Annotated in this window: 18 protein-coding genes; 11 read left to right on the plus strand and 7 right to left on the minus strand. The window is 63.7% G+C overall.

The genetic code is table 11. The annotated features are described in order from the left end of the window. Positions 1-283 precede the first annotated feature (283 nt). Positions 284-730 (plus strand): transcriptional regulator algP, encoded by a 447-nt coding sequence (locus tag RBR52_RS12210; RefSeq protein WP_320377546.1) that lies wholly within the window; start codon positions 284-286, stop codon positions 728-730. Between the two features lie 122 nt (positions 731-852). Beyond that, a complete protein-coding gene (locus RBR52_RS12215) occupies positions 853-1,365 on the plus strand; it encodes a copper chaperone PCu(A)C (protein ID WP_320377547.1) in 513 nt (170 codons plus the stop codon). Positions 1,366-1,467: 102 nt separating this feature from the next. Here the strand turns inward: RBR52_RS12215 and RBR52_RS12220 are convergent, their stop codons facing one another. Both RBR52_RS12220 and RBR52_RS12225 read right to left on the minus strand, forming a co-directional pair. Beyond that, positions 1,468-2,427, minus strand: a complete 960-nt coding sequence (locus RBR52_RS12220) for an AAA family ATPase (protein WP_320377548.1) — start codon at positions 2,425-2,427, stop codon at positions 1,468-1,470. A 157-nt stretch (positions 2,428-2,584) separates the two neighbouring features. After that, a complete protein-coding gene (locus RBR52_RS12225) occupies positions 2,585-4,480 on the minus strand; it encodes a potassium transporter Kup (RefSeq protein ID WP_320377549.1) in 1,896 nt (631 codons plus the stop codon). Positions 4,481-4,666: 186 nt separating this feature from the next. On the opposite strand from RBR52_RS12225, the gene hemN reads away from it, so the two are divergent. From hemN to RBR52_RS12240, 3 genes are all read left to right on the plus strand, one after another. Further along, the gene (gene hemN, locus RBR52_RS12230; protein WP_320377550.1) at positions 4,667-6,067 is read left to right on the plus strand and encodes an oxygen-independent coproporphyrinogen III oxidase; all 1,401 of its coding nucleotides are present in this window, start codon (positions 4,667-4,669) and stop codon (positions 6,065-6,067) included. A 99-nt stretch (positions 6,068-6,166) separates the two neighbouring features. After that, entirely contained in the window at positions 6,167-6,790 is a 624-nt protein-coding gene (locus RBR52_RS12235; RefSeq protein ID WP_320377551.1) for a MarC family protein, read from the plus strand. A 273-nt stretch (positions 6,791-7,063) separates the two neighbouring features. Continuing rightward, on the plus strand, positions 7,064-7,819 hold the full coding sequence (locus tag RBR52_RS12240; RefSeq protein ID WP_320377552.1) for a TSUP family transporter: 756 nt from the start codon (positions 7,064-7,066) through the stop codon (positions 7,817-7,819). Between the two features lie 75 nt (positions 7,820-7,894). Here RBR52_RS12240 and RBR52_RS12245 read toward each other — a convergent pair whose 3' ends face one another. Next, positions 7,895-8,086, minus strand: coding sequence for a DUF2892 domain-containing protein (locus RBR52_RS12245; RefSeq protein WP_320377553.1), 192 nt, complete (start codon positions 8,084-8,086; stop codon positions 7,895-7,897). 80 nt (positions 8,087-8,166) lie between these two features. Further along, positions 8,167-8,838 (minus strand): Crp/Fnr family transcriptional regulator, encoded by a 672-nt coding sequence (locus RBR52_RS12250; protein ID WP_413818325.1) that lies wholly within the window; start codon positions 8,836-8,838, stop codon positions 8,167-8,169. A gap of 179 nt (positions 8,839-9,017) precedes the next feature. Here RBR52_RS12250 and mnmG point away from each other — a divergent pair, with 179 nt between their 5' ends. The 5 genes from mnmG to RBR52_RS12275 all read left to right on the plus strand — a co-directional run bounded on the left by mnmG (position 9,018) and on the right by RBR52_RS12275 (position 13,962). Then, positions 9,018-10,952 carry a tRNA uridine-5-carboxymethylaminomethyl(34) synthesis enzyme MnmG gene (gene mnmG / locus RBR52_RS12255; protein ID WP_320377555.1) on the plus strand — a complete coding sequence of 645 codons (1,935 nt, stop codon included), beginning with the start codon at positions 9,018-9,020 and terminating at the stop codon, positions 10,950-10,952. Next, on the plus strand, positions 10,949-11,620 hold the full coding sequence (gene rsmG / locus RBR52_RS12260) for a 16S rRNA (guanine(527)-N(7))-methyltransferase RsmG (RefSeq protein WP_320377556.1): 672 nt from the start codon (positions 10,949-10,951) through the stop codon (positions 11,618-11,620). The genes mnmG and rsmG overlap by 4 nt, the downstream gene beginning before the upstream one ends. A gap of 87 nt (positions 11,621-11,707) precedes the next feature. Next, the gene (locus tag RBR52_RS12265; protein WP_320377557.1) at positions 11,708-12,481 is read left to right on the plus strand and encodes a ParA family protein; all 774 of its coding nucleotides are present in this window, start codon (positions 11,708-11,710) and stop codon (positions 12,479-12,481) included. Continuing rightward, the gene (locus RBR52_RS12270; RefSeq protein WP_320377558.1) at positions 12,478-13,044 is read left to right on the plus strand and encodes an alpha/beta hydrolase; all 567 of its coding nucleotides are present in this window, start codon (positions 12,478-12,480) and stop codon (positions 13,042-13,044) included. Before RBR52_RS12265 ends, RBR52_RS12270 begins: the two co-directional genes overlap by 4 nt. Positions 13,045-13,059: 15 nt before the next feature. Then, positions 13,060-13,962: a ParB/RepB/Spo0J family partition protein gene (locus RBR52_RS12275; protein ID WP_320377559.1), complete on the plus strand. Its 903-nt coding sequence runs from the start codon at positions 13,060-13,062 to the stop codon at positions 13,960-13,962. A 17-nt stretch (positions 13,963-13,979) separates the two neighbouring features. Here the strand turns inward: RBR52_RS12275 and RBR52_RS12280 are convergent, their stop codons facing one another. The 3 genes from RBR52_RS12280 to RBR52_RS12290 all read right to left on the minus strand — a co-directional run bounded on the left by RBR52_RS12280 (position 13,980) and on the right by RBR52_RS12290 (position 16,344). Then, a complete protein-coding gene (locus RBR52_RS12280) occupies positions 13,980-14,261 on the minus strand; it encodes a hypothetical protein (protein ID WP_320377561.1) in 282 nt (93 codons plus the stop codon). A gap of 137 nt (positions 14,262-14,398) precedes the next feature. Then, a complete protein-coding gene (gene hemP / locus RBR52_RS12285) occupies positions 14,399-14,548 on the minus strand; it encodes a hemin uptake protein HemP (RefSeq protein WP_413818327.1) in 150 nt (49 codons plus the stop codon). A 236-nt stretch (positions 14,549-14,784) separates the two neighbouring features. Next, complete coding sequence (locus RBR52_RS12290) at positions 14,785-16,344, minus strand: diguanylate cyclase (RefSeq protein ID WP_320377563.1); 1,560 nt, start codon at positions 16,342-16,344, stop codon at positions 14,785-14,787. Positions 16,345-16,596: 252 nt separating this feature from the next. On the opposite strand from RBR52_RS12290, the gene RBR52_RS12295 reads away from it, so the two are divergent. Beyond that, a complete protein-coding gene (locus RBR52_RS12295) occupies positions 16,597-21,900 on the plus strand; it encodes a non-ribosomal peptide synthetase (RefSeq protein WP_320377564.1) in 5,304 nt (1,767 codons plus the stop codon).

Consider the following 21,900-nt stretch of genomic DNA (forward strand, 5'->3'; position numbering starts at 1 on the left):
CGCTCCCTCCCCACTCGTGGGGGTGGAGGCGGAAAAGGCAAAGCCAACTGCTTGGCTTTGCCCCGCCGCAACGGGGCTGGCCTGCAAGCCAGCCATTGGACGGGCCGGGGTGGGGAGGCGCGGTCTCCAACTTCAACGCGCCGGATTCATGGCAGCGTGTTTCAGTTCTTTTCTGGCTCAGTCACCCGTGCCGACTGCGTAACACCTGGCGCCGGTTCACGTTTTGTTGCAGCGCAATTCGTGATCGTCTCGATATGATGCGCGCTGATACCGGTCTGCCGCCATGATCCGCCCGCCACTGCTTTCGTTCGCCGCCCTGCGGCGATCCACCCGCCTGATGGCGCTGTTGGTGCTGGCGCTGGCGCTGCAGCCTCTCGTCTGGGCGCAGCAGCCGGGCGCGTTGTGGGTGGCGGTGCCGTACTGCACCGACCATTCGGCGCCCACGGGGATGGAAACACCCTCCGTTGCGCCAGCGCACGCCGCCTCGTCGCGGACGCAGCAGACGACCGATCCGCGCGGGACACATCGGCTGCTCGTGCTGCTCAATCCGGCTGCTGCACTGAGCGCCGCCGACGCGCTGCTGTCGCTGCCTGCGACGCATGGCGCCGCCGCGACCCTGGCCCTGGAATCCCTCCAGCGCTATATCTGCCCGAAGTACCGCGAACGGCGCTGCACCAGCACTCCACAGCCCCCGCAGCTACCCCGGGCGCCGCCGTCATTCTCCTGCTGATCCTGCTTCGATCCGCATTTTCGCGCACGCTGCTCGCCCTGAGCTATTCCGCCGCCGCAGGCTAATGCGATCAGCAAGGCGTTTCAATCTCTCATTTCCTTCACTTTCAACAGGAGTTCAGAATGCGTTCAAGCCTGTTTCTTTCCCGCACCGCGCTGCGCGGTTTGACTGCCGCGGCGCTCAGTCTCGGCCTGCTCGGCTCGGCGTTCGCCGCGGGCATCCAGGTGACCGATGCCTGGATCCGCTGGCTTCCGGCCAATCTGCCTGCCGGCGGCTATGCCAAGGTCACCAACGAGACCGACAAGGAGGTCAAGCTCGTCGGCGCCTCCAGCCCGAAATACGGCATGGTCATGCTGCACCAGACGGTGAACAAGAACGGCGTGTCCAATATGGTGCACGTCGACGCCATTCCCATCGCGCCGCACAAGAGCATGGCGTTCACGCCCGGCGACTATCACATCATGCTGATGCAGCCCAAGCCGGGCATCGAGCCGGGGCAGAAAGTGCCGGTGACGCTGAAGTTTTCGGATGGCCAGACCGTCACCGCCGAGTTCGAGGTGCGCAAGCCCACGGCCTCCGGGCCTGGCGACATGAAAGGCATGGACATGGATCAGATGAAGGGTATGCAACATTGAGGCTGCGCCAACGCATCCTTCTCGCGCGACCCAAGCGGCCCATCAATCTGCGCGGGCGTTCCGGCGGCTGCATCGCGGCTCCATCGGCTTCACGCACTCGGCTCAGTGCGTGAAGCCGATGCGCGACTGGCGGCGCAGCCGCTCGAAGTCGATGTCCCGCGGCGCCAGCTCGGTGCGTGCGTCGAGCTTGGCCGCGCCGAAGGCGCCCAGCAGCAACCGGCGCAGCTCGCGCGGTTTGCACTGCTGCAGCACGTCGAGCACGTCGTCGTCGAGCTGCTCGGGAAAGGCGGCGCCCCAGTCGTGGCTGTCGCGGATTTCGCGGTAGAGGTTGGCCGCGATTCTCCGCGTGCCCTCGGCGTCGGGCGCGGCGATGTCGTAGACGTTGAGCCGGTTCAGGATGGGCTCGGGAATGTGGCTGGCGTCATTGGCGGTGGCGATCCAGATCACGCTGCTGCAGTCGATCGGCACTTCGGCGAATTCGTCGGTGAAGGCGCGCGCGCTGTCGGCTTCGAGCAGGCTGTAGAGCGCGCCCAGCGGGTCGTACTGGGCATGGCCCGCGGCCTTGTCGATCTCGTCGACCACCAGCACCGGGTTGGCGTATTCGCCGCCCACCAGGGTGTCGAACACCTTGCCGGGACGCGAATTCTTCCATTGCGACGAAGCGCCCGACAGTATCCATCCGGCAGTGAGGGCATTCATCGGCGCCACCGCACAGCTCGTGCCGAGCAGCGCCGAGACCCGGCGGGCGAAGTGCGTCTTGCCGATGCCGGGATCGCCCAGCAGCAGCATGGGCATGATTTCCACCGGATCGCGGCTGTCGGCGCACAGCGCCAGACTGCGCTGGATGTCGCGCAGCGGAGCGCCGAAGTTCGGTAGCTCGGCGCAGAGCTGCGACATCTCGGGCGCGTCCTGCGGCTTGATCGCCAGCCGCTCACCGCCAGTAGCCAGCATGCGCTGGTAGGTGCCGCGCAGATGCTCATTGGCATCGGGGCCCATGTTGTGGAGCTTGCGCTCCACGTCGTTGACATCGAACACGGTCTTGTAGGCGGCTACGGCAAGCATGGCGATCCTCCTGGGTACTGTGACGACAAAGCATCAACCATGCCCGCATTATCGACACGCAGACGCCGCCGTACAAGAATGGCAACCCGGAAGGCGGACACGCCGAAGGCCAGGCCGTGAAAAACCGCACGGTGCGGCCCTTCCTCGCCGCTGCGGCTCAGATCTCGATCTGCGTGCCCAGCTCCACCACGCGGTTGGGCGGAATGCGAAAGTAGTCCGACGCGTCCTGCGCATTGCGGCTCATCCACGAGAACAGCACTTCGCGCCACAGCGCCATGCCCGGCAGCTTGGACGGGATGATGGTCTGCCGAGCGAGGAAGAACGAGGTTTCCATGAGCTGGAATTCCAGACCGTAGAGTCGCTCGCACTCCTTGAGCAGGCGCTGGATGTCGGGCTCGTCCTGAAAGCCCAGTTCGACATGCAGCAGATAGATGCCCTCCTCCATGGCGGTGAGCTTGACACCCTGCTCGGGTGGCACATGCGGCACGTCCATGGTTTGCGCCGAAAGAAAGATCACCCGTTCGTGCAGCACCTTGTTGTGCTTGAGGTTGTGCAGCAGCGCGTGCGGGACGGTGGTCGTGCTGGGGGTGAGGTAGATGGCCGTGCCCTCCACCCGTATGGGCGGATAGGTGGACAGGCTGGCGACGAAATCCTGCAGGTTCAACGCGTGTTCTTCAAGCTGGCGGCGCAGCAGGCTGCGGCCGCGTTTCCAGGTCGCCAGCAAGGTGTAGACCACGGCGCCGAACAGCAGCGGAAACCAGCCGCCATGGTCGACCTTCAGCGCGTTGGACGACAGAAAGGCCAGATCGATCAGCGCGAACAACCCGAACACCGCATGGGCCCGCGCCGCGCTCCAACCCCAGCGATGCTGCGCGATCATCCAGCAGAACGCCGTGGTGACGAGCATGGTGATGTTCACCGCGATGCCGTAGGCCGCGGCCAGGTTTTCCGCCGTCTTGAAACTCAACACCAGCAGAATGACGAAGACGAGCAGCAACCAGTTGATGAAGGGCACATAGATCTGCCCCTGATTGCTCTCATTGGTGAAAGACACCCGCATGCGCGGCAGATAGCCCAGCTTGATGGCCTGCGTGGTGATGGAATAAGCCCCCGTGATGACCGCCTGCGAGGCGATGATGGTGGCGGCAGTCGCCAGTGCCAGCAGCGGCCACAGCGCCCACGACGGCGCCAGATAGAAAAACGGATTCTTCGTCGCCTCGGGATGCGCCAGCACCAGCGCGCCCTGACCGAAATAATTGAGCACCAGCCCGGGCATCACCAGGCCGATCCACGCCAGTTGAATCGGCTTGCGGCCGAAATGCCCCATGTCGGCGTACAGCGCCTCGCCCCCGGTGAGCACCAGAAACACCGCGCCCAGCAGGATGAGCGCCACGCCGGGCTCGCGCACGAACAACTCAGCCCCGTAATACGGGTTGATCGCCAGCAGCACCGTGGGGTTTTGCACGATCTGCGCCAGCCCCAACACGCCGATGGCGGTAAACCACAGCAGCATGATCGGGCCGAAAAATCGCCCGACCAGGGCCGTCCCATGCTTCTGCACCACGAACAGCCCGACCAGAATGCCCGCGGTGATGGGCACGATCCAGTCGTTGAAAACCGGCGTGGCCACGCTCAGGCCCTCGATGGCCGAGAGCACCGAAATCGCCGGGGTGATGACGCTGTCGCCATAGAACATCGATGCCCCGATCAACCCGAGGGTGATGGCCACGGTACGCCCGCGCGTGCCCTTGGCATAGCGGCGCATGACCAGCGCCATCAGCGCCAGAATGCCGCCCTCGCCATCGTTGTCGGCGCGCAGCACCAGCAGCACATACTTCACCAGCACGATCAGCGTCAACGCCCAGAAGATCAGCGACAGCACCCCGAGGATGTTGTCCGGACTGTACGGCACGCCGTGATCGATGCTGAACGCCGTCTGGAAGGCATACAGCGGGCTGGTGCCGATGTCGCCATACACCACGCCGAGGGCGCCGAGGCTGAGGGCCGCCATGCCGGATTTGTGGTCGGTCGCGGTAGGGGAATCTGTCTGCATGGGGATTGCGAGGCCGGAAGATGCGCGTCGCAGGATAGTCCATTCCTTTCCGGCTTCCGCGTGCAGCGGGCCGCGTCAGGGCTGCCACTGTTGTTTTTGCGGTGCAGCAAGGCGTCACCACCTCGCCAACCGTTGCGTCAGATCAAAACCCCTGGCAATGCTTTGCGCAAACATTCAATCATTATGATGAATCAATCTCTCGATTTCCAGCCCGAGCTGCTCCAGCGTTTCGACATCTCCGGCCCGCGTTACACCTCCTATCCCACCGCCGACCGCATGCATACCGGGTTCGGCCCGCGCGACTACTTCGAGGAACTGCGACGGCGCGCACAGCGCCCGGACGAGCCCGTGTCGCTGTATTTTCATATCCCGTTCTGCGAAACCCTGTGTTACTACTGCGGCTGCAACAAGATTCCCACCAAGAATCACGGCCGCTCCGCGCCCTATCTCGACAGTCTGGAGCAGGAACTCAGGCTGATCGCCGGCATTCTGCAAGCCCGCCTGCCCGTGACGCAACTGCACTGGGGCGGCGGCACCCCCACCTTCCTGAATGATGAGGAGGCCGCGCGGCTCATGGCCATGACGCGCGAGCATTTCGAGCTGCAGCCCGGCGGCGAATTCTCCATCGAGATCGATCCGCGCAAGGTTGACGAGAAGCGCGTGGCGCACCTGGCGCACCTCGGCTTCAACCGCATGAGCGTGGGCGTGCAGGATTTTGCGCCGCAAGTGCAGCAGGCGGTCAACCGCATCCAGAGCGTGGACGAAACCCGCCTGGTCATCGATGCCGCCCGCGCCCACGGCTTTGGCTCCGTCAGCCTCGACCTGATCTACGGCCTGCCCCTCCAGAATCTCGATTCGTTCGCCCGCACGCTCGATCAGGTCATGGAACTCTCACCTGATCGGCTCTCGCTCTACAGTTATGCGCACCTGCCGCATATCTTCAAGCCGCAGCGCCGCATCAACGCCGAAGACCTGCCCACTCCCGAGGTCAAGCTCGGGCTGCTGGGCCTGGCGATCCGGCGGCTGGAGGAAGCGGGTTATGTCTATATCGGCATGGATCACTTCGCCAAGCCGGGCGACGAGCTCGCCCGCGCCCAGCGCGAGGGCAAGCTGCACCGCAATTTCCAGGGTTATTCGACCCAGGCCGAGCTCGATCTGCTGGCTTTCGGCGTGTCCAGCATTTCCAATGTCGGCGACTGCTACGCGCAGAATGCCAAGACCATCGACGAATACACCGAGATGCTGGCGTTCAACAAACTGCCCACCGCGCGCGGCGTGCATCTCACCCCTGAAGACCACCTGCGCCGCACCGCCATTCAGCGCTTGATGTGCGATTTCCATCTCGATCTCGCTGCGCTCGCCGACGAATTCAAGGTGGACGCCGCCTCGACCTTCGCCCCCGATCTGCAACGCCTCAAGCCCCTCGAAGAAGCCGGGCTGGTGGTCCGCGAAGGCCCGCAAGGTCTGCGCGTTCAGGTCACTCCGCAGGGCCGCCTGCTGGTGCGCGTGGTGGCGATGCAGTTCGATGGCTATTTGCATCAGCCGCGCGAGCAACTGCTGCAGCCCCGCTATTCACGGGTGATCTGAGAGGGTGTGAGCCAATCCGCCGGGTCAGCGCCCCACGGCGATGGAGTGGCTAAGCGGCTGCGCCGATAATGGAGCGCGCGCCTTCACTCCCCCACGCCCATGAATCTGGTCAAACCGTTGATCGCCCTGCTGGCGATCGTCAATCCCCTGGGCATCATTCCCTTCTTCATTCTGTTCACCGAGAGTTTCACGCCCGAGCAGCGAAAACGAACCATCATCGTCAGTTCGATTTCGGCCTTTGTGGTCATTGCCGTGAGCACGCTGATCGGCGCGGATCTGCTGCACTTTTTCGGCATTTCCATCGCCTCCTTCCAAGTGGGCGGAGGCATGCTGCTGCTCATCAGCGCGATCAGCATGCTCAATGCCAGGACCGGCGCGACCAAATCGACCAGCGATGAAGTCGAAGAAGCCGCCGACCGGGCCAGCGTGGCCGTGGTGCCCCTCACCATCCCCCTGCTCACCGGCCCGGCCACCATCAGTACGGTCATCATCTACGCCAGCAATTCGCACTTCTGGTGGCAGCACGCGGTACTCATCGGCTATGGCATCGTCATTGCAGCGGCAGCGGCGCTGTGCTTCATTGCCGCCGAGCCGATTGCGCAATTCCTCGGCAAGACCGGCATCAATGTGATGACCCGCTTGATGGGCCTGATCCTCTCGGCCCTCGCCGTGGAAATGATGAGCGATGGCCTGCTCAAACTGTTTCCGGGCTTGGGGCGCTAAGCTGATCGTGTCGCCGCATGCACTGTATCGATGCGCTCAGGGTTCGTCCCTAGTGCATGCAGCGCACAAAATTCGAACAATGCCCCAATTGGCGATTGGGTCTGCCCAACGCACCCCAGCAAGAGGGACCGAGGAGACGAACAGCCTGACATCCGGGCTGTTTGATGACCAATGCGCCGCACTCGACCGCTGCGCAGGCAAAACCCCGAAGCACCGTGAACACCCGTTCCGGTGCTTTTTTACCTCCTCCCAACGCATGCCCGCATCGCGCTCATGGAATTGATCCTGCTCGGCCTGGCCGCGATGTTCGCCGGGTTCGTGGATGCCATCGTGGGCGGCGGCGGCCTGGTCCTGGTCCCTGCGCTTTTCGCGGCATTTCCCGACGCGGTGCCCGCAACGCTCTTCGGCACCAACAAGGGCGGCGCCATCTGGGGCACCACGGCATCCATGTGGTCGTTTGTACGCCGGGTTCAGCCGCCCTGGTCCACCGTGGCGCCGGCCACACTGGCCGCCTTTATCGGCGCGCTAGTCGGCGCCTGGCTCATCACCCAGGTCAAATCGAGCGATTTTCGCCAGGCCCTGCCCTTCATCCTGCTGGCCGTGCTGCTCTACACCCTCAAGCGCAAGGATCTGGGGCATCACCACGCGCCGCACCTCAGCGGTCGCGCCGAGCGCGCGCTGGCGATTGGCGGCGGCCTGTTGATCGGGTTTTATGACGGATTTTTTGGGCCGGGAACGGGTAATTTCCTGATTTTCCTGTTTGTCCGCGGCTTCGGTTTCGATTTTCTGCATGCCTCGGCCAGCGCCAAGGTGGTCAATGTGGCCTGCAATCTGGCCGCCCTGCTGGTGTTCGCCAGCAAAGGCCACGTCATGTGGCCGTATGCCGCGCTCATCGCGGTCGGCAATATCGCTGGCAGTCTGCTGGGCACGAGGCTCGCTCTGAGCCGGGGCACGCACTTCGTGCGCGGCGTGTTTCTGCTGGTCGTTGCCGCGCTGATTCTCAAGACGGGGCGCGATGCGTTTTTCTGAGCGCTCATAGAAAAAAAGCGCCGCCTGTTGCCAGGTGGCGCCGATTTCATGTAGCGACAGGCGTTGCCGCTGGACTTATTTTTTCATCGGGCAGGTGCTCATGCCGATGAGGGAATACAGCGGGCAGAACTTGAACAGCCCCGTGACCAGCGGCACGATGCCGATCCAACCCCAGACACCGATGGTGCCCATCAGGGTCAAGGCAATCAGAACGATGCCCACAATGATGCGCAAAATACGATCGATACCGCCGACGTTGAATTTCATGGCCCACTCCTTGAAAAAATGAATATAGCAATTTGACTCCGATTTGCACGGGTGCACAGTGACCTCGGTCACACGTCTTGTTATCCCGATAACTCCCCTGCCGCCACCTGGCGCAGCACCGCAGGTTGCAGAATATCGATCCGCTCGCGTGACAGTCTCACCCAGCCGGCCGCCTCGAAGCGCTTGAGCAGGCGGGTGACGATTTCACGCGCCGTACCCAGACGGTCGGCCAGTTGCTGATGCGTGCTCTGCAATCTCGGCCCCTGACCCAGCAGGGCTTGTGCCAGACGCTGGTCCAGACGATGAAACGCCAGCGCGTCGATCAAAGCGGTCAGGTCGGCCATGCGCGCAGCAAACTGGCCAAGGACGAAGCGTCGGAAGTCCGGCGCGGATTGCAGCCAGCGCTCGAACCATTGCGGACGGATCATCCACAGCGATCCGTCTGCCTGCATTTCCGCATAGGCGGAGAGCACCTCGCCCGAGAACAGACTGGCCGACGACACCAGGCAGATCTCGCCCGGAGTCAGGCGATACATCTCCAACTGCCGACCGGAAGGCGCCATCCGGTACACGCGCGCCTCGCCCGACAGAACCAGCGGGAATCCGCCGCAGTTTGCACCGGGCGCAAAAAGCCGCATGCCGCGCGGCGCCTGCATGACGGTCGCGCCGTCCGCCCATTCCGCCTCCAGTTCGAGCGCGGGCACAGAAGACATTGAAGGATAAAGCTCTTGCAGATCGCGCAGTGTTTGCATGGAATGGAGGCGATAGATCAAAAAATTCCGGTCATTGGATATGTTTCACGTGAAACAAATCCCCATGCGACCATCGCACCGGGTAAACCCGCATAGAATTATTAAAAGTGTGTTCGTGCGGCTTTCGCGCCCGCAGATGCGAAAGTCGCAGGAGCAGAACATGGTCGAGGAGACATGCAGTGGATTATCCGCGCAACTTTGATGTCGTTGTCATCGGGGGTGGTCATGCAGGCACCGAGGCGGCTCTGGCTGCCGCGCGCATGGGCTGCGCCACCTTGTTGCTGACGCACAATATCGAAACCCTCGGGCAGATGTCTTGCAATCCGTCGATTGGCGGCATCGGCAAGGGCCACCTCGTCAAAGAGGTGGACGCTCTCGGCGGCGCAATGGCCGAGGCCACGGACGAAGCCGGCATCCAGTTTCGCATTCTCAACGCCAGCAAGGGTCCTGCGGTACGCGCTACCCGCGCCCAGGCCGACCGTCAGCTCTACAAGCGCGCGATTCGCGGGCGGCTGGAAGACCAGCCCAATCTCTGGCTGTTTCAGCAGGCCGCAGATGATTTGCTGGTGGAATCGACTGGTCAGGGCGAGCGCGTCACCGCCGTCGTCACGCAGACCGGCATCCGCTTTCGCACCCGCACCGTGGTGCTGACCGCCGGGACGTTTCTGGACGGCAAAATCCACATCGGCCTCGACCAATACGCGGCCGGACGCGCGGGCGATCCGCCGTCACTGCGCTTGTCCGCGCGATTGAAGGCGCTCGCGCTGCCACAGGGACGATTGAAGACCGGCACACCGGCGCGCATCGACGGCCGCAGCATCGATTTTTCCAAACTCATCGAACAGCCGGGCGATCTCAATCCCCTGCCGGTGTTCAGCTTTCTCGGCACGCCGGAACAACACCCCACTCAGGTCGCTTGCTGGATCACCCACACCACAGAAAGAACGCACGACATCATCCGCGCCGGGCTCGACCGCAGCCCGATGTTCACCGGAGTGATCGAAGGCGTCGGCCCGCGCTATTGTCCGAGCATCGAAGACAAGATTCATCGCTTTGCCGACAAGTCTTCGCACCAGGTTTTCCTCGAACCCGAGGGCCTGCAGACCAACGAGTTCTATCCCAACGGCATTTCCACCAGCCTGCCCTTCGACGTGCAGATCGACATGGTGCATTCCATCCCCGGACTGGAGAATGCCCACTTGCTGCGCCCCGGTTACGCCATCGAGTACGACTACTTCGATCCGATGGCGCTGAAAACCTCACTGGAAACCAAGGCTATCGACGGCTTGTTTTTCGCCGGTCAGATCAACGGCACCACGGGTTATGAAGAAGCAGCAGCGCAAGGCTTGCTCGCTGGCATCAATGCCGCACTGCAAGTGCAGGGTCGTGAGCCGTGGTGTCCGCGGCGCGATCAGGCCTACCTCGGGGTGCTGGTCGATGATCTGGTGACCAAGGGCGTGAGCGAACCCTACCGCATGTTCACCAGCCGGGCCGAATACCGCCTCAGTCTGCGCGAAGACAACGCCGATCTGCGCCTGACTGAAATCGGCCGCCAACTCGGCGTGGTCAGCGACGCCCGCTGGGATGCCTTCTGCCGCAAGCGCGATGCCATCGAGCGCGAAATCCAGCGACTGCGCTCCACCTGGGTCACTCCGCAAACCCTGCCGTCCGACCAAGCCCAGGCCCTGTTGGGCAAGGCCATCGAGCGCGAATACAACCTGGCCGACCTACTGGGTCGACCCGAGTTGCGCTACGACACCTTGATGGCCTTCGCGCACCCCGCCTTTGCGCCGGAAATCCCCCTGGGCGAGGCCGAGCGCGAGCAGGTCGAAATCCACATCAAATATGCCGGCTATATCGAGCGCCAACAGGAAGAGGTGGAACGCGCCGCCCAACACGAATCGCTGCGTCTACCCGCCGAACTCGATTACCGCGAAGTCTCCGGTCTGTCGATCGAAGTGCAACAAAAACTCAATCAGGCGCGGCCCGAAACACTGGGTATCGCCTCTCGCCTGTCGGGCATGACGCCCGCCGCCATCTCCCTGCTGTTGATTCATTTGCGCAAAGGCGTGCTCAAGCAAGCGCTCAAACAGGAAAAGGATGCGGTCGCGTGAGCGCTCCCCAATCGCTTGGTGAGACCGGTTTTAGCCTCGAGAGTTTTTTGCAGCAGACGCTGCACACCCTCAAACTCGACTTCACCCAGCGTCAACTCCAGCAACTGCTCGATTACGCCGCCTTGCTGCAACGCTGGAACCGGGTGTTCAACCTCACGGCGGTGCGCCAGCCGGAAGATGTAGCCCGGCTGCATCTGGCCGATTGCCTGGCCGCACTGCCCTCAATTCAGCACCTTGCACCGCAGCGCCTGCTGGACGTCGGCTCGGGTGGCGGCCTGCCTGGTGTCGTCTGGGCCATCGGCCTGCCCGAAACTGAAATTCACTTGGTCGATACGGTGCAGAAGAAGTGCGCCTTTCTGCAACAGACCTGCGGCAGTCTGCGGCTGAGCCACGTCACCGTGCACCATGCGCGCGTCGAAACCCTCGCCGACGCACGCGGATTCGACTGCATCACCAGCCGTGCTTTCAGCGATCTTGCTCTGCTGGTGCGAAGCACCCGGCATCTGCTTGCGCCAGGCGGTCAGTGGTGCGCAATGAAAGGTCGCACACCACACGAGGAAATTGCTGTGCTCCCCGCCGATGTCGCCGCACGGATTGAACCGCTGCTGGTTCCCGGCCTAGACGCGCAGCGCTGTCTGGTGTGGATGCGAATCGCAGCAAACGACTGATTTGATGGTCGAGCGGCGATCCGCTCCGGCACAATACAACCTTGGCTGCATCGTTTCACGTGAAACATCCGTTTCTGGAGAGTCGGCTTGGCGCAGATTTTTTGCATCGCAAACCAAAAAGGTGGCGTCGGCAAGACCACCACCAGTGTCAATCTGGCTGCCGCCCTGGCGAGCATCGGCCAGCGCGTTTTGCTGGTCGATATGGACCCGCAGGGCAATGCCACGATGGGATCGGGCGTGGACAAACACGCCCTCGAAGCCTCGGTTTACGAAGTGCTGATCGGCCAGGCCGAACTCCGCCAGGTGCTGCAACGAAGCGCCAAGGCCGGTTACGACCTCATTGGCGCCAACCGCGAACTGGCCGGGGCCGAGGTCGAGCTGGTCAGCCTGCCGCAGCGCGAACGCAAACTCAAGTCCGCGCTCGCCACCGTCGATGCCGACTACGACTTCATCCTCATCGACAGCCCGCCCGCTCTTGGGCTGCTCACCCTCAACGGCCTTTGCGCCGCGCATGGCGTGATCGTGCCGATGCAATGTGAATACTTCGCGCTCGAAGGACTATCCGATCTGGTCAACACCATCAAACAGGTGCATGTCAACCTCAACCGCGACCTGCGCATCATCGGCCTGCTGCGCGTGATGTTCGACCCGCGCATCACCCTGCAGCAGCAGGTCAGTGAACAGATCAAAAACCACTTTGGAGACAAGGTGTTCAACACCGTCATTCCGCGCAATGTGCGACTGGCCGAAGCGCCGAGTTACGGTCTGCCCGGCGTGGTGTTCGACCCATACAGCCGCGGCGCCAAGGCATTCAACGAGTTTGCCCAGGAAATGATCGATCGCCTGGCTGCCAACGCATGACCCGCATCCTGCTCCTCCCCGGCTGGCTAGGCTCCGACGACGGCCACTGGCAGCGCCTTTGGCAAAAACGCTACGGCGACGCCGTGGTGGAACAGGACGATTGGGAAAGCCCACGCCGTGCAGACTGGATCGCCCGCCTGGAAGACGTCATCCTCGCGCACCCGGGCCCGGCCGCGCTGGTCGGCCACAGTCTGGGCTGCCATCTGATCGACGCCTGGTCGGCGAGCACCCGCCATGCCGACCACGTTGCATGCGCCCTGCTGGTCGCGCCACCCGATTTATACGGCCCGCAACTGCCTGCAGTCTTGCAACCCTGGCGCCGCCCCTTGGCGCAGCCTGCGCTGCCCTTTCCCGCTCTGGTAGTCGCCAGCACCGACGATCCATACTGCCACCTGAGCGACGCGATGCACATGGCCAAACGCTGGGGCGCGCAATGTGTCAACCTTGGGCCGTGCGGCCATATCAATGCCGCATCGGGGTTGGGCGATTGGCCGCACGGTCGTCGCCTGCTCGACGGCCTGCTTCGTCGTGGCCGGCACAATACCGGCCTCTCACCTGCTTGACCCGCTCTCACGCTCATGGCAACCAAAAAACCCAAGGGACTCGGCCGCGGCCTCGACGTGCTGCTCGGCCCCTCCGTCGAACTCTCGGAATCAGACGCCGCCGCGCTGCGCGAACTGCGTCTGGACGATCTCGTCCCCGGTCGCTTCCAGCCCCGCACCCAGATGGACGAAGGCGCCCTCTATGAACTGGCGCAGAGCATCAAGGCGCAAGGCGTGATGCAGCCCGTGCTCGTGCGCGCACTGCCCGATGGTCGTTACGAAATCATCGCCGGAGAGCGTCGCACCCGCGCCGCCCGACTCGCCGGGCTCGACAGCGTCCCCGCGCTGGTCAAGGAAGCCGACGACCGCACCAGCCTGGCGATGGCGCTGATCGAGAATCTTCAGCGCGAAGACCTCAACCCACTGGAAGAAGCCCGCGGTATCGCTCGGTTGATCGAAGAATTCGGCTACACCCACGAACAGGCTGGGCAGGCCGTGGGCCGCTCACGTACCGCAACCAGCAATCTGCTGCGCCTATTGCAACTGAGCGAAGCCGTGCAAACCCTGCTGTTGGCGGGAGACCTCGACATGGGCCATGCCCGCGCGCTGCTGGCTCTGGACAAGGCGCAGCAGGTTCAGACCGCGCAGCAGATCGTGGCCAAACGGCTGAGCGTGCGCGAGGCCGAGCGGCTGGTGGCCCGCACCCAGCCAGAACAGAGCGCGAACCCCCCGTCCAGGACGGCCAAAGCCACCAAGGATCAGGACTGGAAGCGGCTGGAAGAAGAACTGTCGGAGCGCTTCACCGCCCCGGTTGAGATCCGCAGCAGGGCCAATCGCAAGGGCCAGCACAGCGGAGAAATCGCGATCCGCTTTTCCTCGCTGGACGAACTCGACGGCCTGCTGGCGCTCCTGCGCGGCGGCGATGGCGCAGCGGCTTAGAGCCGCCGGTTCACGCCCTACTGCAGCGCCGCCGACGCTGCAGCAAAGCGGCAGGCGGTATGTGCGTCGGCCCGCTCCACCTCGCAACCCAGCGTCAGCCAATACGTCGCCAGACGGCGGCAAACGACGCTGAGCTCAGCACTGATCTGCGGATGTTGCTGCAAGGTCTGCAAATTACGCCCGATTTTTTGAATCGCCGCCATACTGGGTTTATCGGCGTAAAAGGTCATCAGGGCGAGGGTTCCGGCCAAAAGCGGCTCGGCGGAATCGACTGGAATTTTCCGGGTATGCGGCATCATAAAAATCGCATGGCTGGCTTCTGTGCGGAGGACTGGTCCACAAATGGCTGGCGAGCAAAGCGGCGAGAAACACGACGCGAGTGCAAACACCCGCATCGGCTGATCAGGCCAAGGAATTGGCCACGGAATCAGGCCCTCTATTTGGTCAAGATCAACTTGTCCTGCCGCGTCAGGCGCAGTTGGTAAGTCTGCCCCTGATGGCGGATTTGCACCACGGCGCCTTGCCGGAACAACTCGCGCGAATGCAGGGTCAGCCCTGGGCTTGCGCTCTGCTCAGGCGCCCCCATGCCGTTCGCCTCACGCGGCAACGCCTTGCGCAGCGTCGCATTCATCGTGACCACTCCATGGCCACCCAAGTCAGCAGCACCACCATCAACAGGCTCAACCCAAGTTCTGCGTATCCCATCTTCTTTCCTCAAAGTCCATTTGATCAGGCTTCGACATCGCCTTGAGGACATATTATTGCGAATCGTTCTCATTTCCTAACATACCCATGAGATAGAAAGGGATTTGCCGCGGGCCATCAGGCGCAATACGGCTCGCTGCGGTTGCGCCCACCCTGCTTGGCGCGATACATCGCCTGATCGGCCATCGACAACACCTTGTCGATACTCTGCACCGGCGCATCGCAACCGGCGATGCCCACACTCAGGCTCAGGCGCACCACCCCGGCCGAAGTCAGGAACGGGTGTGCGGCGACGAATCCGCGCACCCGTTCCGCCACCTCCAGGGCCTGCGCCGCGCGGGTGTGAGGCAGCAGAATGCAGAACTCCTCGCCGCCCATGCGCGCCAGCGAATCGCCCTCGCGCAACAGCGACAGCACCACCTGGGCAAATTCCACCAGCACTTCGTCGCCGACCGGGTGGCCGTGGCGGTCGTTGATCTGCTTGAAATGATCGAGGTCGATCAGCATGACGCAAGGCCCGGGCTCACCGCAGGGCTGCTCCCGCATGGCGCGCTCGGCCATGGCGAAAAAACCGCGCCGGTTCTGCACCCCGGTCAACGGGTCGGTGTAGGCCAGCGCGCGCAACTGCCGTTCGAGATGCTTCTGCGCCGAGATTTCCACCATGCCGGTGACGATGCAATCTTCCCCGGCAAAGCGCAGCGGGCGCATGGAAAACAGCACATCCACGCCTTGCCCTTCCACCGTCTTCAGCCGCACTTCCGCCTGCTGCACCGCACCTTCGACCTGCAAGCGTTCGAGCAACACCTTGCGCTGCGCCGGGTCTTCGTAGAAATCGGTCGTGAACACATCGCCGTGCAGACGATCGCACGGGTCGAGCAGCGTCTTCGCCGCGGCGTTGTAACGCAACACCCGCGCGTCGGCCAAGCGCACCAGCACCAGGGGCATCGGCGAGGCGTCAAACAGGCGTTCGAGACTTTCCTCGCTCTGTTCGGCATCGCGGCGCGCCTGCTGCGCGACCTGCGCCTCCTGATCCAGGCGGCGCCGGTCAAGCCAGGCCAGCCGCATGCCGCGGCTGATCGAGACCGCGATCTGCCACCCGGCGACATTGGCAAAGCCAAACAAGACGACGGCGATATTGACGTATTTGGCGTCAAAATGCAGCGAAGTCCACACAACCATCGCGAACAGCACGGTAAACACCCCGCCCACCCACATCGCCTCGCGCCGCAGCACGGGCACATAGGCGTAGCCCGCAAAAATCAGCGCCAGCGCGCTGATCGAGTGATAGTCTGCGCTGCCCCCGTAGGCCAGCACCACCAGCAGGAACACCAGCATGATGAACAGCTCGAAGCCGAGCAAGGCCGTGGCCACGCGACGCACCGAAACCCCCTGCGGTGCACCGCCCAACCGCGCCAGCCAGAACCCCCAGCCGAGCACCCCGAACCGCGCCGCCAGCAAGGCCCAATACACCGGCGTGGCGCCCAGCACCGACAGGTCGGTGAACGTGGCCGACAGAAACGCCAGCGAGCCGTAAATGCCGATCTGCCGCACCCTGGGCCCAAGCACGCCCCATTCCGCGCGAATGAAAGCCTCGTCTTGCTGGCGGTCGGAGAAAAGCCCGTCGCGTCCGATGCGCCAGCGAACATCGGGCACCTTGATAGAAACGGGAGAGGACAAGTGACCGTTCACGGGATGGACAGGGCCGCCATGAGAACTAAAACTGTCCCCATCGTATTGCGCGGCGCCTGCTCCGTGCGCTTAGGCCACGTAAAGAAGTGGAAAACTTCACGAAACTTGAAATCGTGAACAGGACAGAAGTGACGAGGATGGCGCCGACGCCATCCTGCATCGGAGAATCTGAACCCGTCCAGGCTCTACCCATGAACCCAAGGAAGTTTTGTTCAGCGTTTCCCCAAAGCCAAATCGCCCATGAACACCCACACTGCAGACGCTCTGATGGAACACACGCTCGGCGCACGCCGCCTGCTGAGTCAGACGCAGCAATACATTCTGATGCGCCAAGAGCTGCTCGGCAGCGGCATCTACAACATCGGCCTGATCGTCACCCTCGAAGGTGAAGTCGATATGGAGCGCCTCGCCCGCGCAGTCCAGGATGTCGCTGCCGCCGAGCCCATGCTGCGCGCCCATGTGCTCAACACTGCTGAGGGGCCGCAATGGCAAATCGAAGATGCCTTGGACTGCTCGGTGGCCTATACCGATTACCCTGCCCAGGGCTTGAGCCCTGCCGAATCGGAACGACGCGCCCGCCAGGAAATCGACACCCTCAACCATCAACCCCTTCAACCGACCGGTCCGACGCTGTGGCAATTCGCCGTATTCCGCACCGATACGCACCGTCATCTCTGGCTGTTGCGCTTCAATCACCTGCTCGTCGATGGCTATGGCGTGCTTCTCATCGGGCAGCGCATCGCCGAGCGCTACAACACCCTGGCGCAATCCGATTGCAAGCCGCTACCCCCCGGACCCGATTACGCCCGCTTCGTCGCCCGCGAACACGCCTATCTGCAATCGCCACGTTTTGACAGAGATGAGGCCTTCTGGCAGACCCGTTTCCTGGCGAACCCAAGCCGCGCCGACGCCCGAATGCCCGCGCTGCAAGCGCCGCCGAAACCGATCACTCACCGCTGGGTCGCGCCACCCGACCACTGGAAAGCGTGGGCGCGAATTGCCGCACGGCAAGGTCTGACCGAACCCCAGGCAATGATGTTGTTTCTCGCCACCTACTTCTCCAAGGTTGGGGCGCTGCCCGAGCTGCTCATCGGCACCCCGCTGCACAACCGCCGGAACGCCCTGGACAAGCAGACTGTTGGCGTGTTCGTCAACACCTTGCCGCTGCATCTCGATACCGACCCAGACCGTCGCCTGCCCGATCTGATGCAGGCGCTGGCCGAAGAGACCCGTCAGGTGATGCGCCATCAGCAGTATCCGCTCGATTCCGTCATGGCCCGGCAACCACCCCGGCACGGTTTGGACGGCATGCCGTTCGACCTCATGGTGTCGTTCGAAGGCTTCAATCCACACGCCACCTTGGGCGACTGTCGCGCCACCTTTGCGCCGTTCAGCGGGCATCCCGCCCTGGCGCCCGTGGCCGCCTACATCCGTCATTACGGCGATACGCCAGGCCTTCCCATCGATCTGGTGATCGACCCGCGCGCGCCTGCGGCGCTGCGGCATACCGCCTTCCTCGATGAGCGCCTGGACCGCCATTTGCGCAACCTGATCGACCACCCCGACCTGCGGCTGCGCGATCTCGACCCCCTCGGCCCGACCGAGCGCCTGGCGCTGGCCGCACGCTTTCAGTCGACGCCACCACAGGCCGCCTTGCCGAATTTCTTCGACCTGCGCCTGGAACACGCCGCCGACAACCTCCGCGTGTATGTGCTCGACGAGGCGCTACGCCCGCAGCCCTTCGACGTCGTCGGCGAAATCTGCATTGCTGGCGCGGGCGTGGCGCCAAGCGATCCGGCTCTGCTTGAGCGCACCGCCGAGCGCTTCGTGGCCGACCCCTTCGCGTCTGGCGAGAGTCTGTACCGCAGCGGCGAGCTGGGCTACTGGTCCAGCGATGGGCGGCTGCATCGGGCCACCTGCGACGTGGGACGCATCGCGTCGCAGACTTCGCAAGATGACCAACGATCAAGCGGCACGCCTCCCCGCGCACGCATCAAGCCGAGAACCCCGACGGAGCAGTCCCTGTGGGACATCTGGCGGGAAGTGCTGCGTACCGACGACTTCGGCGTGAATGATCACTTCCTTGAATTGGGCGGTCACTCGCTGACCCTCACACAAGTCCGTTCGCGCATATTGGTCAGGTTCGCAATCGAACTGCCGCTCACGCAGATGTTTCAACACCTGAGCGTCTCCGAGCAGGCCGCGCTCATCGATCGACACCTCCACTCCCCTGGTGCAAAGCAAAAAGGCTCCTTCGCGGCCCAAATCAGCTCGCCCAAGACGCATTCAGCAACCAAGGAGCGGACGCCGCAAGTTCAAAACACGAGAACAGGCGATCAGGCCACAGAATGGCCTTTCGCTCCCTCGCCGCCATCAGAGCCCGTGTCGGAGGCGCCCTATTTCCCGGCTTCATTGTCCCAACGACGCATGTGGGTCATCCAGCAGTTTCACCCCAGGTCTGTCGCTTACAACATTGCGGTATCCCTGCGGCTTCACGGCCCGCTTGACCCATCTTTGCTGCGGCAGGCGCTGCATCTTCTGGTCAGACGTCACCAGGGACTACGCACTCAGTTTGCACTGCGGGATCAAGAGCCCGTGCAAATCATCCTGCCCGCAGTTTCGCCGGATCTGCAATTCATCGATATGCAGTCGTCAAACGAGATGGATCGAGACCGAGCTGCCCAATATTTCGCCGCGAATTTCACCGCAAAACCCTTCGATTTGGCCGCCGCACCGTTGTTTCGGCTTGCTCTTTTGCAATTGCATCAGAACGAATACGTGCTGCTCTGGGTTCTGCACCACACCATCGCTGACAACTGGGCCGTTGCCGTGCTGATGCGCGAAAGCCTTCATGTTTATTCCGCCTTGGTTGAAGGCAAAACGGATTTGTCGGAAATGGACTTACCTGAACTGAAAGTCCAGTACTCGGACTACGCTTCCGATCAACGAGGTGCTGATTCTGATTTGACCCGCCAAGCCCATCTTGCCTACTGGCTGGAGCGCCTGCAGGGCATGACCGACCTGCTTCTGCCGACAGATTACCCGCGCCCTCCCGAGCCCAGTTTTGCGGGACATGCCCTGCAAGCCCCCCTGCCTGCGCAATTGATCCAGTCCCTCAACCGCCTCGGGGTGAAACTTGGAGCCACCCCCTTCATGCTCCTGCTCGCCAGCTTCAACGTGCTGCTGGCGCGACTGTGCCGCAGCAGCGACATTGCCGTGGGCACGCCCATCGCCAATCGCCACCACGCCGCCACCGAGCAATTGGTAGGCACGCTGGTCAACACCCTGGTGATGCGCAATACCGTCATGCCCGAGATGAGTTTCGATCAGCTCGTGCAGCAGGTACGCGACACCGCGCTGCAGGCCTACGCGCATCAGGATGCGCCCTTCGATGAACTGGTCGAGCGCCTCAATGCCCAGCGCGGCGACCATCCGCAGGATCTCGTGCGGGTGCTGTTCAATGTGCTCAACGCCCCACCCGGCCAGCTCGCCGATGTGCCTTTCACTTATGAGCCGTTCGACTTCGACCGCGTGGCCGCGCAGTTCGACCTGTCCATCCACGTCGATACCGAATTCAGCCATCGCATCCAGCTCGAATACGCCACCGACCTGTTCAGTGCCGATACCGCGCAGCGCCTGCTCGACAGCTATGTGTTCCTCACCGAGCAGTTGCTTGCGCGGCCCGATGAGCCGGTGTCCCGTCATGCCCTGGTCACGCCCGCGCAGCGCGCGCTGCTCGACCAGTGGAACGCCACCGCGCAGCCTTTACCCGAGCCGCTCACGCTGCCCGCCGCGCTGCAACTGGGCGCTCCCCAGCGGCGCGAGCATCCGGCGCTGACCGACGCCAGCGGCCGCACCCTGAGCTACGCCGAACTCCACGCCCGCGCGCTGGGCGTCGCCCATCACCTGCGCCAAATGGGCATGGGCCGAGGCGATCGCGTCGGCCTGTGCCTGCAGCGCTACACCGACATGATCGCCGCGCTGCTCGGCGTGCTCGAAGCGGGCGCCGCCTATGTGCCGCTCGACCCCGGCTTTCCACCGCAGCGACTGCGCTACATGGCCAGCGATGCCGAGCTGCGCTGCCTGCTCACCGAAACCGCGCTGCTGCCACTCTGGGCCGACGCCGACGTGCCGCAGCTCGCGCTCGACAGCGCGCCTCTGTCCGGGTTGCGCAGCGAACAACCCCTCGCACCCGATCCCGCGCGCGACGCCCGCGCCGACGATCCGGCCTACCTGATCTACACCTCCGGCTCCACCGGGCAGCCCAAGGGCGTGGAAGTGCCGCACCGCGCCGTGGTCAACTTTTTGCGCAGCATGGCGCGCGAGCCCGGTCTGCGGCCCGACGACGTGCTGCTCGCCGTGACCACGCTGTCGTTCGACATCGCCGTGCTCGAACTGCTGCTGCCGCTGGCCGTGGGCGCGCGCGTGGTGCTCGCCGATCACGCCCAGTCGCGCGATCCCTTCGCCCTGCGCGACCTGTTGCAAACCCGCCAGGCCACCGTGCTGCAGGCCACACCCTCGACCTGGCGCATGCTGCTCGACGCGGGTTGGCCCGGCACCCCCCGGCTTCGCGCCTTCATCGGCGGCGAAGCGCTGCCCGCCGACCTCGCCCCGCGCCTGCTCGCCGCCTGCGCCGAAGTGTGGAACCTCTACGGCCCGACCGAAACCACCGTCTGGTCCACCTGCTGGCGGGTGCAGCCGCAGCAGCCCATCGTCATCGGCCGCCCCATCGCCAACACGCAAGTGTGGATTCTCGACCCGCAGGGCCAGATTCTCCCCATCGGCGCGCCGGGCGAAATCCATATCGGCGGCGCCGGGGTGACGCTGGGCTATTTCCGCCGCCCCGAACTCACCGCCGAGCGTTTCATCCCCGATCCGTTCAGTGCCGATCACCCTGCTCACCTCTACAAAACCGGCGATCTCGGCCGCTGGCGACACGACGGCCAGATCGAACACCTCGGCCGACTCGATCATCAGGTGAAGATTCGCGGATTCCGCATCGAGCTGGGCGAAATCGAAGCCGCGCTGCGCGAGCAACCCGGCGTGGCCACCTGCGTGCTCACCACCCACGCCCCCACCCCGGAAGACGTGCGCCTGGTGGCCTATCTCGTGGCAGCGCCGGGCGCGGCTTTGCCCGATGCGGCCGATCTGCGCCAGGCCTTGCGTGCGCGTCTGCCCGACTACATGGTGCCGCAACACTTCGTCCCACTGGCCGCCTTGCCCCTGCTGCCCAACGGCAAGCTCGACCGCGCGTCCCTGCCCGCGCCGACGATCACCGCAGAAGCAAACCCCGGTTCCGCACCGCCGCTGCCCGAGACCCCGCAGGAGCAGCAAATCGCCGCCGTCTGGCGCGAACTGCTCGGTATCGAGCGCGTGCATCTCACCGACAACTTTTTCGACCTGGGCGGCCACTCGCTGCTGGCCATGCGCGCGGTCATCGCCATCGAGCAGCGGCTCGGCTGGCGCATCGCCCCGCGGCGGCTGATTTTCGAAAGCCTGGGGCAAATCGCCCGGCCCGAAGCGGCACGCGCCCACGCCGCCTGA

It is taken from the genome of Thiomonas sp. (assembly GCF_034007205.1).
GTDB lineage: Bacteria > Pseudomonadota > Gammaproteobacteria > Burkholderiales > Burkholderiaceae_C > Thiomonas.

Bases quoted from the DNA above. Each gene is read 5' to 3' on its own strand.
- RBR52_RS12210 (WP_320377546.1), top strand. From the start codon at position 284: ATGATCCGCCCGCCACTGCTTTCGTTCGCCGCCCTGCGGCGATCCACC.
- RBR52_RS12215 (WP_320377547.1), top strand. From the start codon at position 853: ATGCGTTCAAGCCTGTTTCTTTCCCGCACCGCGCTGCGCGGTTTGACT.
- RBR52_RS12220 (WP_320377548.1), bottom strand. From the start codon at position 2,427: ATGCTTGCCGTAGCCGCCTACAAGACCGTGTTCGATGTCAACGACGTG.
- RBR52_RS12225 (WP_320377549.1), bottom strand. From the start codon at position 4,480: ATGCAGACAGATTCCCCTACCGCGACCGACCACAAATCCGGCATGGCG.
- hemN (WP_320377550.1), top strand. From the start codon at position 4,667: ATGAATCAATCTCTCGATTTCCAGCCCGAGCTGCTCCAGCGTTTCGAC.
- RBR52_RS12235 (WP_320377551.1), top strand. From the start codon at position 6,167: ATGAATCTGGTCAAACCGTTGATCGCCCTGCTGGCGATCGTCAATCCC.
- RBR52_RS12240 (WP_320377552.1), top strand. From the start codon at position 7,064: ATGGAATTGATCCTGCTCGGCCTGGCCGCGATGTTCGCCGGGTTCGTG.
- RBR52_RS12245 (WP_320377553.1), bottom strand. From the start codon at position 8,086: ATGAAATTCAACGTCGGCGGTATCGATCGTATTTTGCGCATCATTGTG.
- RBR52_RS12250 (WP_413818325.1), bottom strand. From the start codon at position 8,838: ATGCAAACACTGCGCGATCTGCAAGAGCTTTATCCTTCAATGTCTTCT.
- RBR52_RS12270 (WP_320377558.1), top strand. From the start codon at position 12,478: ATGACCCGCATCCTGCTCCTCCCCGGCTGGCTAGGCTCCGACGACGGC.
- RBR52_RS12275 (WP_320377559.1), top strand. From the start codon at position 13,060: ATGGCAACCAAAAAACCCAAGGGACTCGGCCGCGGCCTCGACGTGCTG.
- RBR52_RS12280 (WP_320377561.1), bottom strand. From the start codon at position 14,261: ATGATGCCGCATACCCGGAAAATTCCAGTCGATTCCGCCGAGCCGCTT.
- hemP (WP_413818327.1), bottom strand. From the start codon at position 14,548: ATGGGGGCGCCTGAGCAGAGCGCAAGCCCAGGGCTGACCCTGCATTCG.
- RBR52_RS12295 (WP_320377564.1), top strand. From the start codon at position 16,597: ATGAACACCCACACTGCAGACGCTCTGATGGAACACACGCTCGGCGCA.